This is a genomic window from Bifidobacterium sp. WK041_4_12 (genome assembly GCF_041080795.1).
GTDB lineage: Bacteria > Actinomycetota > Actinomycetes > Actinomycetales > Bifidobacteriaceae > Bombiscardovia > Bombiscardovia aquikefiricola.
On sequence record NZ_CP129674.1, the window covers coordinates 1472671 to 1491176 of the forward strand.

14 protein-coding genes are annotated in these 18506 nt (G+C 55.0%); 3 read left to right on the forward strand and 11 right to left on the reverse strand.

What is annotated here, in order from left to right; genetic code table 11:
- Positions 1-32 precede the first annotated feature (32 nt).
- The 9 genes from argF to QN215_RS06350 form a co-directional block, all read right to left on the reverse strand.
- Positions 33-998: an ornithine carbamoyltransferase gene (argF, locus tag QN215_RS06310; protein ID WP_369343485.1), complete on the reverse strand. Its 966-nt coding sequence runs from the start codon at positions 996-998 to the stop codon at positions 33-35.
- Positions 999-1103: 105 nt separating this feature from the next.
- On the reverse strand, positions 1104-2393 hold the full coding sequence (locus QN215_RS06315) for an acetylornithine transaminase (RefSeq protein ID WP_369343486.1): 1290 nt from the start codon (positions 2391-2393) through the stop codon (positions 1104-1106).
- Positions 2380-3336, reverse strand: coding sequence for an acetylglutamate kinase (gene argB / locus QN215_RS06320; RefSeq protein ID WP_369343487.1), 957 nt, complete (start codon positions 3334-3336; stop codon positions 2380-2382). Before argB ends, QN215_RS06315 begins: the two co-directional genes overlap by 14 nt.
- A gap of 43 nt (positions 3337-3379) precedes the next feature.
- Positions 3380-4549, reverse strand: coding sequence for a bifunctional glutamate N-acetyltransferase/amino-acid acetyltransferase ArgJ (argJ, locus tag QN215_RS06325; RefSeq protein ID WP_369343488.1), 1170 nt, complete (start codon positions 4547-4549; stop codon positions 3380-3382).
- Positions 4546-5637 (reverse strand): N-acetyl-gamma-glutamyl-phosphate reductase, encoded by a 1092-nt coding sequence (gene argC, locus QN215_RS06330; RefSeq protein WP_369343489.1) that lies wholly within the window; start codon positions 5635-5637, stop codon positions 4546-4548. Before argC ends, argJ begins: the two co-directional genes overlap by 4 nt.
- 82 nt (positions 5638-5719) lie before the next feature.
- Entirely contained in the window at positions 5720-6523 is an 804-nt protein-coding gene (locus QN215_RS06335) for a DUF4190 domain-containing protein (RefSeq protein WP_369343490.1), read from the reverse strand.
- 111 nt (positions 6524-6634) lie between these two features.
- Positions 6635-9262, reverse strand: coding sequence for a phenylalanine--tRNA ligase subunit beta (gene pheT / locus QN215_RS06340; protein WP_369343491.1), 2628 nt, complete (start codon positions 9260-9262; stop codon positions 6635-6637).
- A gap of 6 nt (positions 9263-9268) precedes the next feature.
- Positions 9269-10336, reverse strand: coding sequence for a phenylalanine--tRNA ligase subunit alpha (gene pheS, locus QN215_RS06345; RefSeq protein WP_369343492.1), 1068 nt, complete (start codon positions 10334-10336; stop codon positions 9269-9271).
- Between the two features lie 108 nt (positions 10337-10444).
- A complete protein-coding gene (locus QN215_RS06350; protein WP_369343493.1) occupies positions 10445-11356 on the reverse strand; it encodes a TrmH family RNA methyltransferase in 912 nt (303 codons plus the stop codon).
- Between the two features lie 247 nt (positions 11357-11603).
- On the opposite strand from QN215_RS06350, the gene QN215_RS06355 reads away from it, so the two are divergent.
- From QN215_RS06355 to QN215_RS06365, 3 genes are all read left to right on the forward strand, one after another.
- Positions 11604-13271, forward strand: coding sequence for an FtsX-like permease family protein (locus tag QN215_RS06355; RefSeq protein WP_369343494.1), 1668 nt, complete (start codon positions 11604-11606; stop codon positions 13269-13271).
- Between the two features lie 60 nt (positions 13272-13331).
- Complete coding sequence (locus tag QN215_RS06360) at positions 13332-14180, forward strand: ABC transporter ATP-binding protein (protein WP_369343495.1); 849 nt, start codon at positions 13332-13334, stop codon at positions 14178-14180.
- Positions 14181-14384: 204 nt separating this feature from the next.
- Positions 14385-15005 (forward strand): superoxide dismutase, encoded by a 621-nt coding sequence (locus QN215_RS06365; RefSeq protein ID WP_369343496.1) that lies wholly within the window; start codon positions 14385-14387, stop codon positions 15003-15005.
- Between the two features lie 186 nt (positions 15006-15191).
- Here the strand turns inward: QN215_RS06365 and QN215_RS06370 are convergent, their stop codons facing one another.
- Both QN215_RS06370 and QN215_RS06375 read right to left on the reverse strand, forming a co-directional pair.
- Positions 15192-17819: an ATP-binding cassette domain-containing protein gene (locus tag QN215_RS06370; RefSeq protein WP_404978522.1), complete on the reverse strand. Its 2628-nt coding sequence runs from the start codon at positions 17817-17819 to the stop codon at positions 15192-15194.
- A gap of 45 nt (positions 17820-17864) precedes the next feature.
- Positions 17865-18482: an ECF transporter S component gene (locus tag QN215_RS06375; RefSeq protein WP_369343498.1), complete on the reverse strand. Its 618-nt coding sequence runs from the start codon at positions 18480-18482 to the stop codon at positions 17865-17867.
- Positions 18483-18506: the final 24 nt, after the last annotated feature.

Consider the following 18506-nt stretch of genomic DNA (forward strand, 5'->3'; position numbering starts at 1 on the left):
CCAATGGTCGATTGTCAACATTTCACTGCAATTCATGCGAGAAGATCGTCGTCCTCGCGCTGCTTGCCAATCAGCCAGGTCATCAACGCCTTCTGCGCATGCAGACGATTTTCGGCTTCATCCCAGACGACGGACTGTGGGCCGTCGATAACCGAGCCGGTCACTTCCTTGCCACGGTATGCAGGAAGGCAATGCTGGAACAGCGCGTTCGGAGCGGCATGGCTCATGAGCTCGTCATTGACCTGATAATCCCAGAAGGGCTTCGAACGAGTGGCGTACTCACTCTCCTCTCCCATCGAAACCCAGGTATCAGTGAAAATGCAGTCGGCATCCTTCGCCGCTTCGAAAGGATCGGTGGTCACGAGAACCGAACCGTTGTTGTGCTTTGCAATGGTCTTGGCATCGTCGACGATTGCCGGATCGGGCAGATATCCGTAAGGTCCGGCAACGGCGACATGCATGCCCGCAGTGGCTCCCGCCAGCAGATATGAATTCGCCATATTGTTGCCGGCATCCCCGAGATACGCGATGCGCTTGCCTGCAAGGCTATCGACACCTCCACGATGCTGTGCGATGGTAAGAAAATCTGCAAGCACCTGGCATGGGTGGAATTCGTCGGTCAGGGCGTTGATGACGGGAACGGTGGCATAGCGAGCCATCTCCTCGACTCGATCCTGGCCGAAAGTCCTCCACACAATCGTCGAGGTCATGCGTGTGAGCACACGCGCAGTGTCGGCAACGGGCTCGCCACGGCCAAGTTGCGAACCGCCTTTGTCTATCACGAGAGGATACCCGCCAAGCTCGGCCACGCCCACGGAGAAGCTTGATCTCGTTCTGGTGCTGGGCTTGTCGAACAGCACCGCAACGGCTTGCGGGCCTTCGAAAGGTCGTGCATGAAAACGGTTTTCTCGGAATTTCATGCCCAGTCGTAAAATCTGCAGTTGCTCGTCATGTGAGACATCGTCATCGCGCAACATATGCCGTAAAGGTGCAGCCATCTCCATCTCTTCCTTTCATCCTTTGTTTTCAGCGTGAAAGACCTGTACTTCCACGCTGTACCACGTCAAATCCTTGCTCAGGTGAACACCGAGTGAGCTGCATGCTCAGTCATCGGGCAGATCCGAGGGAACTTGCGAGAGTATCGCAATGCAGCTATCGACATCCTCGGCGCTGACCACCAATGATGGAGCCAGACGCAGAGCGTTCGAGGCGACGGCGTTGACAATCAGCCCATGCTCCAAAGCCCAGTTGACCACGGCATGCGCGCATGGATGCGAGAGCAGCACTGCGTTCAGCAGACCTCGACCTCGTGTGGACACAAACAGCTCGTTATCACAGGCATCAAAGCCTGCACGAAGCTGTTCGCCTCGTTTTTCAGCATTATTGACGAGTCCGTCATCCTCAATGATCTGCAAGGTTGCCAGCGCTGCGGCAGCACCCAGAGGATTGCCGCCAAAAGTCGATCCGTGAAGCCCTGCGGTATACATGTCGGAAAGCCTCGAACCAAAGGCAATCATGCCGCCCATCGGGAAACCGCCCGCAACGCCCTTGGCGAAGGTGACGATATCGGGTTGGATTCCCCCGCTCAGGTCGTTGCGCTGGAAGGCGAACCAGGAACCGGTACGACCGATGCCCGTCTGCACTTCGTCAACGATCAGCAGCGCCTGATGCTGATCGCACAGAGCCCTTAACCCTTGCACATATGCAGGATCAAGCGGCAGGACTCCTGCCTCTCCCTGAATCATTTCGATGATCACCGCAGCCACAGGGCCTTTCGCATACTTGCCAATGCCGGTTCTGGCAAAGGCATCGTGCATGGCATCGATATCGTTGGCCTCGACAAACTCGACATCAGGAATCAACGGTTCGAAGGGCTGGCGGATGTCCGGTTTCCATGTGGCACTCAGAGAACCCATGGTGCGACCGTGGAAGCCATGCTTCAACGCTATGATTCTTGGCTCTTTGCCTCCCATGACCGAATGCGCGTTGGGCAAGGTGCAGCCATACAGCTTAGCCAGCTTCAGGGCCGCCTCATTGCCTTCGGTACCGGAATTGCCGAAATACACATGCGATCCGTGTGGTGCCCCCGACAGTTCGATAAGCTTCTCAGCCAGTCTGATCTGCGGCTCGGTGGCAAAATAGTTGCTGACATGGGCCGCCTTCGATGCCTGAGCGGTCAGAGCCTCAATCCAGCGAGGATTCGCATACCCTACCGAATTGACGGCGATGCCTCCAAGAAAATCGAGATATTCATTGCCGTCCACGTCCCAGACGTGGGTGCCCTTGCCATGATCGAGCACGCGAAGTGGCTTGCCAAAGACATGCATGTGCACATCCTGGTATTCGTCCAGCCACTGTTCGTCAAGCTTTCCCAATCGTTCACCTGCTGACATACGAACTCCTCATTTCTATTCCATCTTCAGGAACGACCATCGTGCCAATCCCATATGAAGTAAAAATCTCATTCAACAGGGAATGTGGCTTGCGGCCATCGATGATATGTGCCTGAACGACTCCCCCATCAAGTGCACGTACACACGCTTCCATCTTCGGTTTCATCCCGGTTTCCAAGTCTGGGAGCATGTCTCTGAGGTTTTCTACACCGATGCGACCAATCAGCGAATTCTCGTCCGGCCAATCGGCGTAAAGGCCATCGATGTCGGTCAGGATAAGGAATTTCGAGGCACCGACTGCCGCTGCAAGCGCTGCAGCCGCCGAATCCGCATTCACGTTCAATACCTGCATCGGATTCGATTCGTCAGGAGCGACCGAGGACACCACAGGAATCCTGCCAGCGCTGACGAGATCTTCGACAGCCGAGGCATCAACGCTGACAACGTCACCGACAAGACCGATATCCGTCGCAACACCTTCGATGATGGGCTTTCTCTGCATTGCCGAGAACAATCCGCCATCTTCGCCTGAAAGCCCGACCGCATATGGGCCATGAGCATTGATCATGCCGACCAGCTCTCGAGACACCTTGCCTGTCAGCACCATGCGAACGACATCCATGGCCTCAGGCGTGGTGACGCGCAGCCCGCCCTTGAATTCAGATTTGATACCCAAAGCCTTGAGCATTCTGGAAATCTGAGGTCCGCCCCCATGAACGACAATCGGATGCAGTCCAACCTGTCGTAGGAACACCATGTCTTCAGCAAAGCACTGCTTGAGACGCTGATCCACCATCGCATTGCCGCCATATTTGATGACAATGCGTTCGCCTGAGAATTCCTCAAGCCATGGCAACGCTTCAATGAGCACCTCAGCCTTTTGGTCGGCTCTCAAATCGGTGTGGACGTCGAAGCGGAAGCCTGGTCCCTTTATCTCGCTCATATCATCTGCCTTGTTGCGATGTTCGCCTGTGTCGGATTGTGTCTCATGATTCGTAGTCTGAATTGATTCGTACATATTCATGAGTCAAGTCGTCGGTCCATATGGTTCCCTGAGATTCTCCTGCGTGCAGATTGATAACGATGTCCACGTGACGTGGGGTCATGTCAACGAGCGAGCGGTCCTGACCGGGCTTGCCACCGTCACAGACGCGTATGCCATTGATGTCAACGGTCACCTTGTTGGGGTCGTAGGGAGCAATGGATTCTGGAACGGTGCCGATCGATGAAACGACTCTTCCCCAATTGGGATCGTTGCCCGCTATGGCGCATTTCATCAGATTCGACGATGCGACTGCTCGTGCGCACGCCAGAGCGGCCCGTTCATCGCTTGCGCCGATCACGGTCATGTCGACATCGTGCGAGGAGCCTTCTCCATCGCCGACAATCTGATGGGCAAGCGACGCACAGGCTTCGGCTACTGCCTTATTGAACTCTTGCGGCTCAGGGCTGATGCCGCTTGCACCCGAGGCGAGCAGCAAAACCGTATCGTTGGTGGACATGCAGCCGTCAACGTCGATGCGATTGAATGAGGTCTGAGTGCCTTGTTGCAGCGCCTGCTGCGCCTGCTCAGAGGTCACGACCGCGTCGGTGGTGAGTATGCAGATCATTGTGGCGAGTTGGGGGGCGATCATGCCTGAACCCTTGACCATGCCGCCCACGCGGAATCCTGAGCCTTGGATTTCAACGGTTTTCATCGTGGTATCGGTGGTCATGATCGCATGTGCCGCATCCGAACCGGCCTGTTCGCCATCATCGAGATGATCGAAGGCATCATGGACTCCGTGCAACACATGATCAAGAGGAAGCAGTTCGCCAATCAGCCCGGTCGAAGCGACAGCAACGGCATGTGCATCGGTCCCTATCAGCTTTGCGAGTTCTTGCGCAGTCTGTGTGCTTTGTTCAAGCCCTGCCTGACCCGTGCACGCATTGGCACCACCTGAATTGACCACAACACCCTTGAGATGCCCGTCCTGAACGGCCTTTCTGGACCACTGCACCGGTGCGGCGCAGAATCTGTTAGGCGTGAAGACACCGGCGACGACATCGAGAGGTCCCTGATTGACGACTACTGCAAGGTCGCGCTTGCCTTGATGGCTCGAAATTCCTGCAACAACCCCCGCTGCCTGAAAACCCTGTGCAAATGTGACGCTCATGGCGCTACTCCTATCGTTGTCAAACCGGTAATCTCGTTAAGACCTAAGGCAATGTTGAGTGACTGAATCGCCTGACCGGCAGTTCCTCGATTGAGGTTGTCAATCGCAGCGAAGGCATAGAGACGCTGTGAATTGCGGTCGATGGCGGTCTGAAGATGCGCACAGTTCGAACCGACGATGTTCTGGGTTGCCGGCATCACTCCTTCCGGCAAAAGGCTTACGAAATGTTCCTTGTCGTAGAGATTTTCCCAGCATGCGCGAATCTCGGCATCGCTCAGTTGCATTGCGGCGTCGCTCAGATGGGCCGAAACCGTGGCAAGAATTCCGCGGCTCATGGGAACCAGCATGGGTGTGAATCCAAGCGAAATCTCATGCCATTGTGCAGGTGCTCGCCCGGCTGCATGGGTGAGATTCTGAAGCATTTCAGGAATATGACGGTGAGTGCCGCCAACCGAATACGGTGTTGCAGAGTTGAAAGCCTCAGCCGCAAGCAGATTCATGCGTTTTAGATTCTTGCCAGCGCCCGAATAGGCCACAGCAAGATCCGCGACGATGTCGTGTTCATCCACGAGCTGGTGAGCAATGGCTGGCTGGAATGCGAGCGTCACTGCGGTGACATTGCACCCTGGCCCAGCGATGCGCGTGGCTCCCCTGAGGGAATCGCGCTGCTTTGACAGTCTGCCATGATCATTGCTGGCTATCATTTCAGGAAGGCCGTAGGTCCAGGAACTGGCATAGGCACCGCCATAGTAGCTGTCCCACATCTCCTGTTCCTCAAGACGATGGTCGGCTCCGAGGTCAACAACGACGGCTGAGTCATCCAGCTGTGCAGCCAAAGCGCCCGAAGCTCCGTGAGGCAAGGCAAGAATGATGATGTCATGCCCATTGAGCACGTCTGGAGTCGTATCCTGAATCTCTAGATTGGCTAGAGTAGGGATGTGCGGAAGATATTCACCAAGCCGATGCCCTATGGATGAATGGCCAGTGACGCACGTGACCTGCATGTTGGGGTGGGTTGCCAGAATACGCAACGCCTCACCACCCGCATAGCCCGTGGCACCTGCCACGGCGACTGAATAACGTGCCATGTATAACTCCAAAGCTGTTCAGGCGACAAATCTTGTCTACCAATGAGCAACATTATATACATGTATGCAAGACATTGCATAATTATGCAGAAACGGAGTTTCCTGTCGTCCCCGCTAGACTGCCGATCCAGTCATAGATATCCTGATAGAGCTGGTTCGCATTGATATGGTTGAACCACATCCACACCATCAAGGCCGAATACAGTAGGTTGATGACGATGGCCGCTATTGCAAGACCCTTGCCCTTCATGTGGAAGAATCGCGTTCGATAGACAGAAATCGCACCCATGATTGCCGGCATGAATGGGAAGGGGAAGAACAGCGCGAGCACGAAGGACAGCACTGCATACGGATCCCAGCGACCATACAGCGGATTTTGATTGGGATCATTGGGATCAATGGTCGGATACATGTGACGTCTATTGACGTTTCCCGCATTGCCATATGGCGAAGATGCCGATGATGGCGAAGCTTGCTGACGTGCATCTGGAGAATTGCTGCCGCTCAGTCCATCATTGCCGCCAACGGCCTGCGGAGAGCCAGCAAAGGGATTTCCTGCCCAGGCCCCCTGATGCTGCTGCTGACCCTGCGACGTGTCATCACCGGTCTTCTCCTGCTGAGACGGTTCAGGTCCGCCATACACATAGGGATTCCACCCTGGATACTGGCTGGCCATGGCACCATATTGGGGTTGCCTATTCTGAACGCTGCCGCCATTCGACTGCTGATCGACTGCACGGTGAGGGTAAGAACCCTGCGCTTGATCATGGTGAACATTGCCATGCTGGGGCGTTGGACTGTCAGAAGCTTGAATTCCATAATGCTCTGACGGCCCTGCATTCCTTGAAGGACCCATCTGATCTGGGTTACGTTCACTTGAGCTCATTGATACCGTCCCCCTTGTCGTTCATTCAAGTATAAGCCGCATATGGCACAATCCGGCGATATCAACGATACTAGTCGCCGGATAGAAAACAAAGGAGTCATGAGCATGGACTCAAGCTCTCAGCACAGCTCCCAAATCCTTTGCCGCATCGACGATATGCTTTCGGATCTGCTCGCTGTCCTGCGAGGTCAAGGTCTTGTCAGCCGATCTGAAGGTTACTGAGAAGGCAAGTGACTTTTCATTCTCTTCGACCTGATCCCCCGTATAGACATCGAAGAGTTCGATGGATTCGAGGTCGCTCCCGGCTGACTGGCGAATGCAGTCGGTGAGCTGGTCAGCGGTAACGGCCTTGGGCACCGTGAACGCCAAATCCTGACGCACTGGAGGGAAGGCTGAAATCGGCTTGGCTTGAACGGGCTTGCTGTCAACCGCTTCGAACAGATCGGTCAGATTGAGTTCGAATGCAGCCGTATGCTCGGGAAAGTCCAGCGCCTCATTCACATGCGGATGGAACTCCCCGACAGTACCGATAACAGACCCGTCAGGCAACACCACCTGAGCCGTCCGTCCTGGATGCCAGGAAGCTTCGACGTCTGCAGGCTGCGGCTGATGAAGTCTGAGATGTGCACCGATGCGATCGGAAATGCGACGCACGACCTCGACCGCATCGGTCCAATCCACGGCACGATTCTCGCCCAGCCAGCCGGAATGCTCGGCATGACCAGTGAGAATGCCTGCAACATGCAGCGGTTGCAGCGGCAATCCAGCATCAAGCGCCTTCAACTGATCATCGCTGGGCTTGACAGCTCCGGGAAGCGCTGGAATGGCTGGAGCCTTGGGATTCCACAGGAACACCGATCCAAGCTCATAGACGCTCACATCGTGCATGCCGCGACGAATGTTGCGCTGAGCAGTCAGGGCCAGGGTCATGAGCAGTTCTCTGCGAAGATACGGTCGATCACCAGCCAGAGGATTCTGCAACTCAACGCTCAGCGGCTCTATCTGCTCGGCATCGACCGAAAACGCCTTGAAATCTTCCTCGCCGACGAATGGGTAGCTCAGCGTTTCGACTAACCCATATTCGGCAAGCGTATCAGCGATCCAGCGCCGGCGCAGCTGCTGAGGAGTAAGCCCGCTCCTGCCAATCACAGGTGCAGAGGGGACCTTCACGGGAATTTTGTCATATCCGACAAGTCGTGCGATCTCTTCGACCAGATCGCAGGCTTCGGTGAGGTCTGGACGCCATGTCGGAGGGGCAACAAGGAATTCACCATTGCCACCGCCACCCAGACGGCAGCCAATGTCCTGAAGTCTGGAGGAAATCTCGTTCAGATCGCAGTTAAGACCCGCCAGGCGCGCGACTTCTCTAGCCTTGAAATGAATTGGCTTCGGAGCCTTCGTGTTGTCCACATCGGTTACGGCCGAACTGGCCTCACCCTGACCATAGTGAACAAGCATGTCAACGGCCAACTGAGCCGCTGCAGGCTGCAACATCGTATCGACACCGCGTTCGAAGCGTCTGGAAGCCTCGGAGGGAAGCTTGTGGCGGCGTGCGGAGCGCGCAATCGTAATCGGATCGAAATGTGCTGATTCAATCAGAATGTTCTTGGTGTCTTCCGTCACTTCGCCATATTGACCGCCCATGACACCGGCAAGTCCCAGTATGCGCGAGGCACGATTGCCTTCGGGAGAATCGGTGATTACCAGATCTTCGGGATTCAGCTCGCGCTGCTTGCCGTCAAGCGTCACCAGGCTCTCGCCCTGCTGGGCGCGGCGAACGACTATGGGCATCGAAATCTTGTCAAGATCGTAGGCGTGCAAAGGCTGGCCCAGATCCATCATGACATAATTCGTCACATCCACTGCCAGCGAGATGCTTCTCATGCCTGCGCGTACCAAGCGCCTGCGAATCACATGAGGCGTATGGGACTGTGCAGCGTCGTAACCGTGTATGGTGCGCGCATAGTAGCGATCGCAACCCACCACATCATGGATCGGGTTGCTGTCTTCAATCTCGACCGCAACCTCCGATGCATGTTCCTGAGACGTATCAGGCATCGTCAGCGATGGCTTGGGCAGTTCCTTGTTCAGTTCAAGCACCGGATCGGTGAATCTGGCACCCGTGGAATTGTGATATTCGCGAGCAACGCCGCGATAGGAGAACGCATAGCCGCGATCAGGGGTGATGTTGATCTCAAGAATCGGATTGTCGAGATGAAGCAGGTGCATGACATCGTCGCCAGGCTGCAAGGCATCATACTGTTCCTTGGTGAAGCCATAGTTGCGAAGCAGCAGAATGCCTTGATGTTCCTCGCTCAGGCCCAGCTCACGTTCGGATGCGCACATGCCGTCAGAAATGTGACCATAGGTCTTGCGTGGCTCTATCTTGAAGTCGCCGGGAAGCACGGCTCCGGGAAGCGTCACGACTACCTTCTCGCCTGCAGCCATGTTCGGTGCGCCGCAGACAATGCCGCGTGGTTGTGGCTTTCCGTCTTCGTCTCTGTCGTTATATTCATCACCGACATCAACCTTGCACCAGTTGATGGTCTTGCCATTCTTCTGCTTTTCAGCTTGGGCAGAAACGACATAGCCAACGACGATTGGTCCGACAATCGTCGTCTTATGAATCATTTCCTCTTCAAGTCCAACGCGAACGAGGTCCTTGGCAAGCTGTTCATACGAAAGATCGGCCGGTAGCTTCACATGCTCCGCAAGCCAATCAATATCAACCATTGGCATGACTGATCACTCTCCCATAACGAATTGACGGCTGAAACGCACATCGCCCTCTACGAGGTCGTGCATGTCATTGATATCGTGACGCAGCAATAGCGTTCGTTCCATGCCCATGCCGAAGGCGAAACCTGCATACACATCCGGGTCGATGCCCGCGGACTTCAACACATTCGGATTGACCATGCCGCAGCCTCCCCATTCAATCCAGCCGGGGCCACCCTTCTTGTCAGGGAACCAAAGATCCATCTCTGCACTCGGCTCAGTGAACGGGAAATACGACGGACGCAGACGTGTACGGGCATCCTTGCCGAACATGGCGACCGCAAGCTTGTCGAGCACGCCCTTCAGATCGGCCATCGTAAGATTCTTGTCAATCGCTATCGCTTCGCACTGGTGGAACACTGGTGTGTGCGTGGCATCGAGCTCGTCAGTTCTGAACACACAGCCCGGGCACGCAACGTAGAGTGGGACACCCCTGCTCAGCAGAGAACGAGCCTGCACGGGTGAAGTGTGGGTGCGCATGACCATGTTCGACCCGACAAACCCCGCTGCATCCTTGGCCTGGTTACCTTTGATGTAGAAGGTATCCTGCATTTGGCGGGCAGGATGATCCGGCCCGAAGTTCAGCGCATCGAAGTCATACCATTCCGCTTCTACCTCTGGCCCCTGTGCAATCTGCCATCCCATGGACACGAAGAAATCCTCGACATCTTCCAACAGTTTCGCAAGAGGGTGTCGAGCGCCTATCGGATCGCGTCGAACTGGCAAGGTCATGTCGACTGCCTGGCGTGCGAGTTTGTCGCCTTCTTCTTGTGCCGCAAGCGTTTCCATGCGATTGGAAAATGCTCGTCCGAAGTCCGCGCGCAACTTCCCCATAAGCTTTCCGGCATCTTTTTTCTGATCTGCCGGAAGCGACTTGATTGATTTGCTCCCCAACGTCATCGCAGAATCTGCGCCTGCATATTGTGTTCTGAGCTTGCTCAGCTCTGCTGTACTTGAGGCTTCCTGAATTTTGCTGATTCCCTCGGCAACCTGTGCCTTGATTTCGTCAGCGTCGAACGTTGCAACGTCTGCCAACTGCGGACCTTTCCTCAATTTCACGGTTCAAGCATTCGCAGTGTCTCCTAGGCATGCGAAGAGTCTGTCGCGGCAAGCCCCCATGAGCTTGCGCGACTCTAACAGAACTCATATTGTTCCAACATGACTCGACATCGCAAGGGTGTGCAGCATGATTGCAGCACTTGTGGCCAGATTCAATGATTCAGCTTTTCCGTACATGGGAATATATACGATTCTGCTGCTCTTGCGAAGAATCTCAGCAGGCAATCCACGAGCTTCGTTTCCGAAAAGAGTCGCATGAGAACCCTTGGTGAGCAACGGATCGCGCACCACCTCCTGCAAGGATTCGGACTCGCGCTCCTCAACCCCATGCACATCGGCTGCGATGACTGGAATGTCTGCTTTGTGCATCGAAGTGAAGAAATCGTCTGCGCTCATGCGAATCACAGGAATATGGAAGAGGGAACCCGCTGTCGAACGGATGACCTTGGTGTTGAGCGCATCGACGCAATCATCGACGAACACGACGGCAGAGCATCCTGCGGCATCTGCAGCTCGGATAACGGTGCCGGCATTGCCTGGGTCGCGTATCTGCCAGAATGCCGCCAGCGTCGTTGGCTTCTGCGACTCTGAAGCGTTGAGAAGCTCTTCTATCACATGGATCATGGCACCGGCCTCTGCCACGGCAACGATGCCCTGAGCATCATCGCTGATCTGCTTCATCACGGCATCGCTGACATAGTGCACATAGATGTCTCTCATACGGGGATGGTCGAGAATCCTTGCAATCACTGCACTTGAGTCATGCAGTCTGGCAACCGCGTTGCCATCCTCACGCACATCGTCGTAATTCAGCGCAGTTTGCACGTAGATGTCCTTGATAATCTCCGGACGGTATGTCACCAGCTCTCTGACCGATTGTGGTCCTTCAACGAGAAACAGGCCGGATTTCTTTCTGGCTCTCGATTGCGCGAGCTGTGCGATGCGCTTCACGCGATCAGCGTGAGGATTGTCCATAATCTCATTCGAAACATGCATAGCTCTACTCTAGACACCACCCTCACTCTGGCATTGCGCATGCGCAATGCTGAGATGCGTACTTCAACGCAGTCGGGAGGGATGCCCTCGACAGAACATCTGATTCAGGAAATCTTAAGAATCCTTTCGGACTCATGTAAGCAATGCCACAGACCCCATACACGAAAGCCGTGTTGTATCTACATTACGGGACGCATCGGCTGTACCAGGATCGGACCCGGTCACTTCATTAACGGTAAGGAATCCAATGTTCGTGTTCAAAAACGCATGGAAAAGCGTTGTGCGGAACAAAGGCCGCAATATTCTCATCGCGATAATCGTCGCAATCATCGCAGCAGCCGCGACCATCGGGCTGTCCATTCGTCAGGCCGCTGACTCGGCAAGAACCACCGGTCTGGAAAACACCTCGGTCACCGCGCAGATCAGTGTCAACAGAGAAAAACTCATTGCAGCGGCACAGTCAAGCGGCAGCAATTCCACCAGACCAGACTTCTCGGCAATCCGTACCGCACTGACCAGCAAATCGCTGTCCTTGGCCGATTACGAAACATATGCCAAGGCTTCAACGGTACCAACCTCAACCTATTACACAGAAACATCATCGGTTTCCAAGACCGATTCCTTCCAGCCCGTTTCCACGACTGACACTTCCTCTTCCTCCAGTTCAGGCAGCTCATCGTCAACAAACAGCACGCAACAAGGCGGCACGGAACGAGACCGAGGAGGAATGGGTGGCGGCTTCGGAGCTGAGGAGACACAAACCGGAGACTTCAAGCTCGTCGGCTTCTCCTCCGACACCGCGGTGAAGCACGCCACGAATGGCACCTTCACCATGACCTCAGGCAAGGTGTTCGGCTATACGAGCGCCTCGAACAATGACGTGATCATCAGCAAGCCACTTGCAGACTTCAACAAGGTTGCGGTTGGCGACACCATTTCCGTCACGAATCCGTATGACACAGCCAAGACGATTTCCTTGAAGGTCGTCGGCATCTATAAGAATTCAACCGACACCACAAGCACCAACAATGGTCCGCAGCAGTCGAACTCGTCTGACCCGTCCAACGCCATCTACACTTCAGTATCGACGCTGAAAGCCCTTGGACTCGACACTTCAAGCCAAGTCACGACAACCGATTCATCGGGAACCTCCACCAAGTCCTCAGCTGCACAGCTCAGCTTCTCCTACGTGCTCGGCAGCAAAAATGACTACACCACCTTCACCAAGGATGTGAAAAAGGCAGGCCTCTCCTCCGACTACACCGTATCTTCTGCCGACGTGGAAGAGTATGAGTCGAGCCTGCTGCCATTGAATAACCTGGCCAAGTTTGCGCTGACATTGCTGATTGTAGTGCTGGCAGTAGGCGGCGTGGTACTCATCGTGCTCAGCCTGTTCAACGTCCGCGAGCGCAAATACGAAGTTGGTGTTCTTACCGCGATGGGCGTGAAGAAGGCAAAGGTTGCCACTCAGTTTGCCATCGAGCTGCTGATTGTCACGATGATCGGTCTCGGCTTGGGCGCTGCGGCAGGAGCAGCCGCATCGGTGCCAGTTTCGAATCAGCTGCTCGCCAGCCAGGTTTCGCAGCAGGAATCTCAAACCGCATCGCAAGAGGCTCAGTTCGGACGCGGGGTTAATGCCGGAGCTCCTGGATCCTCCACAACAGGTCGCTCGAATTCAGCGAACGGTTCAGGTACAGGAACGAGTGGCAGAGCTGCAGCTCCAGCACAGGGTACAGGCAATCCGTTCAGAACTCGCGCCGTGAACTACATATCGTCCATCAACACGACGGTAAGCATTTCAGTGGTGGGCCAGCTTTTGCTTATCGGGCTTGGATTAACGCTGATATCCGCTCTGGTTGGCGTCATATTCGTCATGAGATACGAACCTCTGCAGATACTTGCCGACCGATCGTAGAAGGTCTTGTCACCATACATGCCCATGAATCACACACAGCTTTGAACGTAAGGAAATGCAATGAATACAACACAGCGGTTCGATGAAGCAGAGCCATCATCGAGCGATCACTCCCCCGTCAATCAAGATAAGCATGCACAGAACCCCGGTCTCAACGATGCCTTGGTGTCACGTCCCGCAAGCGATGCCGTCACGTCTGCTACGGGTCCGGCGATTTTGGAACTGGTCGATGTCTCATATGCATACAGCAAGGGTGGCAAGCAGATTCTGCATAATCTTTCGCATGCATTCAAGCCAGGCTTGGTGTACGCAATCACTGGTCCTTCCGGCGCGGGTAAGACGACACTGCTCTCCCTGATTTCAGGCCTGACGTCGCCAACGGGCGGCAAGGTGCTCTATCAGGGCAAGGACCTCGGCAAGCAGGACCGCTATGACTTCAGAAGTCACGACATTGGAGTCATCTTCCAGAGCTTCAATCTGCTCCCCGCTCTGACGGTGACCGAGAATATCGTGCTCTCGATGGATGCCTCGGGTAAGAAGTTCAACAAGCCCAAGCAAGAGATAGCTCTTGACCTTCTTGAAGCGGTACACCTGCCCAAGGAATATGCGAATGAGAGAATTCTGCATCTCTCCGGTGGCGAGCAACAGCGTGTCGCCATCGCACGCGCCTTGAGCTACGACCCGAAGATCATCGTCGCTGACGAGCCGACCGGCAACCTTGATCTGGGAACGCAGCGCGATATCATGGACATCTTTGCCAGACTGGCTCACGAGAATGATAAATGTGTGATTATCGTCACGCACAGTCCTGAAGTCGCGCAGGAATCCGATGAAGTCTTCCCATTGGCTCCCTTACGCAGAAACAAGCCGACAAGCGCGCTTCGCCCGGCAGCATCTGGCCGCCACTAGGGTGCGAACTCGTCACCCAGCACCGGTGGAATTATCGCCCAGTATCACTAAGCGCGAAGAATAAACGTTGGGAAAGCGGTGATGTTCCACTACTGTTAAGTCCTAAGGCCGGGTCTTTGGTCTGGAGCAACAACAAACAAACGAATCACTTCATGTGGTTTCAGGGGAAGTGTTCCCGAAACCCAGTCAAAGAGGAGAGTGCATATGCCTATCTATACTTTGCCGGATTTACCCTATGATTACTCGGCGTTGGAGCCGTATATCTCAGGAAAAATCATGGAACTTCATCATGACAAGCATCACAAGGCCTATGTCGATGGTGCGAACACGGCTTTGGAGCAAATCCATGATGCGGCGGATTCTGGAGATGTCAAGAACTCAAATCTGCTTGAGAAAAACCTCGCGTTCAACCTTGCAGGGCACAAGAACCACACCATCTTCTGGAAGAATATGGCCCCTTCCAACGGTCAGGAACCAGAGGGCGAGTTGAAGGCTGCCATCGAAGACCAGTTCGGCTCATTCGAGGGGTTCAAGACGTATTTCACCTCCATGACTGCGGGCATTCAGGGTTCCGGCTGGGCAGTTCTCGCATGGGATGCACTCGGCGAACGCCTGATTACGCTGCAGCTCTATGATCACCAGGGCAACTTGCCTGTTACCGTATTCCCATTGCTGCTTCTGGATCTGTGGGAGCACGCCTATTACCTTGATTATCTCAACGTTCGTGCCGACTATGTCAAGGCATGGTGGAACATCGTGAACTGGGAGGATGCCACCAAGCGTTTCGACGAGGTTCGCAACATCAACACCACGCTCGCGAAGTAACGAACAACTCAACCCAACAGCCAATCATTGATGTGAGTCCATGCTAGATACATAGCGATACCAATGGATGACACCACCAGTGGTTAGCAACTCAATATGTGGGGGGAAGACGCCTCGGCTTGCATCAAGCCGAGGCTTTGTTATGCGTGATTGCTTTTCTGTTGTGCTTGTTTGCTTGACAAATCTCTATCTGCCGCCTAGGAATACATAGCTTCCCGCGAATGCCGCTGCAACAAGGGCTGCTATGGGAATAAGCACGCAGAGGATAAGAAAGCCATAGTCTATGCCTCGCAGTCTAGAAACGCGGGCGTGGCTTCGTGGCAGTGCACTGCCAAAGCCTCGTGTCTCCATCGCCGTTGCCAGCATGGTCGAGCGACGAATTGAAAGCACCAGCAACGCGAATGCCTGTGGGAAGAACGCAGCAACGGCGTTCTCGTCACCCAATCCACGAGATCTGCGCGATGAAGTCAAGGCTGCCCAGTCATCCTGCAATACGCTGAACAGGCGTATGCCCGCCAGACCCCCATATACGAATCTGTCTGGCAGATGCAGAATCTGCGTGAACGAGTCGGCCAGATCGGTCGCATCAATGCCGAATACCATGATTATCGCGGGAATGCCGATAGCAAGAATACGGATGGCGGTCGCGATAGCCAGTGTTGCGGAACGGTCGGTGACATGGATCATTCCCCATTGCCACCATGTGTCGCCACCCACTTTTCCGTAGAGCAGCACCGCCAGTGCTGCGCCCGGCGCACCCACGAAAATCGGCCATGAATATGTAAGTATTCTCCATGGCGATAGACCAGCGCACAGGAAGCCCAGCAGCTCAAGGCCGAGTGCGACGCTTGCAGAAACCCAATCGAGGCTCAGCAATAGTGGGATGGTCATCATCATGGCACCAATGAGTCGTATCGCTGGATTCAAAGCCGCTATGAAACGGGAATGACTGGATTGGCGAGGAGGCTCTCGGCGATCTTCCGCGTCACTCACCGCAATCATGTCGTCATGGGTCTGACTGTTCGCATGCTCGGCTTTCCAAGCCTGTTCGGAATCAGACGACGATGGAACCAATTCAACGACACGCGCATCCAACGCCGTGACCATCTCGAGGTCATGCGTCACGACGATGATGCACACACCCTCGCGGCGCAGGGAGTCGATGTATCGAACGATCTGCATCCATGTGCATCGGTCCTGACCAAATGTGGGTTCATCGAGCAGAAGCACCTTTGGAGCCGCAGCCATGGCCGATGCGACCGTCAATCGTCGCTTCTCTCCGCCAGAAAGCGTGTAGGGATTCGCCTTCGCATACTGCAGAAGATTGAAGCGTTCCAGCAGCTTGCGGGCAATGGAATGTGCCTGCGCCTCGTCCATGCCGATCTTGAGCGGTGCAAGCATCACCTCTTCCAACACGGTTCCCTTGGCGAACTGATGCTCAGGATTCTGGAACACGTATGAGATTCTCGATGCCAGATCGGTTGACTTCCATGCATGCGGGTCGTCGCTCTTGAGATTCCCTGCAAGTTCAGGTGTGGCCCTGACCGTGCCATTCACCGGTTTCAGCAGTCCAGCAAGCGTCATCGAAAGCGTTGACTTCCCCACCCCGTTGGCTCCCACAAGCGCCGTTATCTGCCCTTGTGCAAACTCAAGGTTGATATGCTCGGCAATCGCCTGACCGTGACGTCCGATAGCGAGATCGCGCGTAGTGAGCATCGTCGTTCCCGTGCCCACCTGTGCAGATGTATCAGGCTTGCCTTCGCCGTGCACGCGCCGAATCTCGTCCGTGGCCTTGCGATATCGCCTGGGCATCCATATGCCCAATGCTGCGAAATCCAGCGTCGTGTCGGTGAACACTTCATCCGGCGTGCCATCGGCAACGATAACCGTGCGTCTGAAACCCTTCCGGGAAATTTCGTCAGTCGACGGATCGGATGGCTTGACAGGCGATGTACCCTCGCGTTCAAGCCCGAGCACGACAACCCTGTCGATCATATCGATCCAAGGCTCTGCCTTATGTTCCACGAGCACCATCGTGGCATGCTGAGTGTCGACGACATTGCGCACCGCGCCGACAATCTGGCGCACTCCATCCGGGTCGAGATTGGCAGTCGGTTCATCGAGAAGCAGCACACCTGGACGCATGGCGAGCACACCTGCAAGGGCAAGACGCTGCATCTGACCACCACTGAGATGCGTGGTCGAACGATGCAGCTGCACATCGTCCAGGCCGACTTCATGAAGGCACGCTTCGACACGTTTCCAGATCTGCGTCCGAGGCACGTTCATATTTTCCGGACCGAATGCCACATTGTCACCAAGACGCTGAAAAATCGTCTGGGCATCCGGGTCCTGCAGCACGAGTCCAACCCGTCCTATGGCATCGTACACGGGCTGATCTCCGACATAGATCGAACCTTCTGTCGTGCCACCATCGCTGTCAATGAGCTGCGTGGTTGACTGCGTGGTTGACTGCGAATGTGAATCAGATGACTCAACTGAATGAGATGACTCGGTCGGCGTGGCTTCGACTGCATCGACTCCCAGCAGGCCGGCAGCCCCTTCAAGAATCGTGGATTTGCCAATGCCGGATGCTCCAAGCAGCAGCACACGTTCTCCGGCACGAATGTTGAGATTCAGATTTCGCACTGAGAAGTTACGACGTGATGCATGTCGGTATCCCCAGTTGCGCCATGACAGCGAAGCCGCCTGTCCAGCGGCTATTGCCTCCGAACGGCTGGAGAGGGAGACCTGCTCCGTCTCCGTCTCCTTCTGCGCTGTATGGGAATTCACTTCAGGAACGTGTGTCTGCATTGCCATCGCCAAATGTCTTCTCCGTTATGTTTATGTGCATGACGTTCAGGCTGTGATTCCGCGAACATCGCGGCCTGATGCAAAGCGGTCGAGCGCACCCGTATGGGCTATGGCGATATAGAGATACCACATCAGAACTCCTGCGACGAGCATGGCAGAAATGATGGTGGTTATCAGGTTGATGAATCCGTATGAGCCAGCCCAGTTGATTGCCTGAAGATTCGTGAAGAATGTATATCCCCAGCAGCCGATGCCCGCGAGCACACCAGAGAGAGCAGTCACCGCAAGATTCCACGTGCGATACATGAAGATGACGAATGCGATCTCAGCCATGAAACCCTGAACCAGACCGATATAGAGCGTGGAAATTCCCCACGCGTTGCCTAGTATGGCTTCGAGCACTGCTGCGATGACTTCCGCGTACACCGCAGCCCCTGGCTTTCGAACGATGATGGCAGCAAGAGGCCCTGCGAACAGCCACAGGCCGTTAAGCAATCCGGAAAGACCTGGAACGACAGCCTCCATAGGGCTTCCTGCGACGTTCCAGAGCAGTGCAGCCGCCCAGAAAATCAATGAACTCACCACTCCGATGACTGATGCAACGGCGATGTCGACAACCCGCCAGCGGAGTGACGTGTGCGAAGAACTTGTAACTGATGTCATGATGTGCCTTATCTCTCAGATATG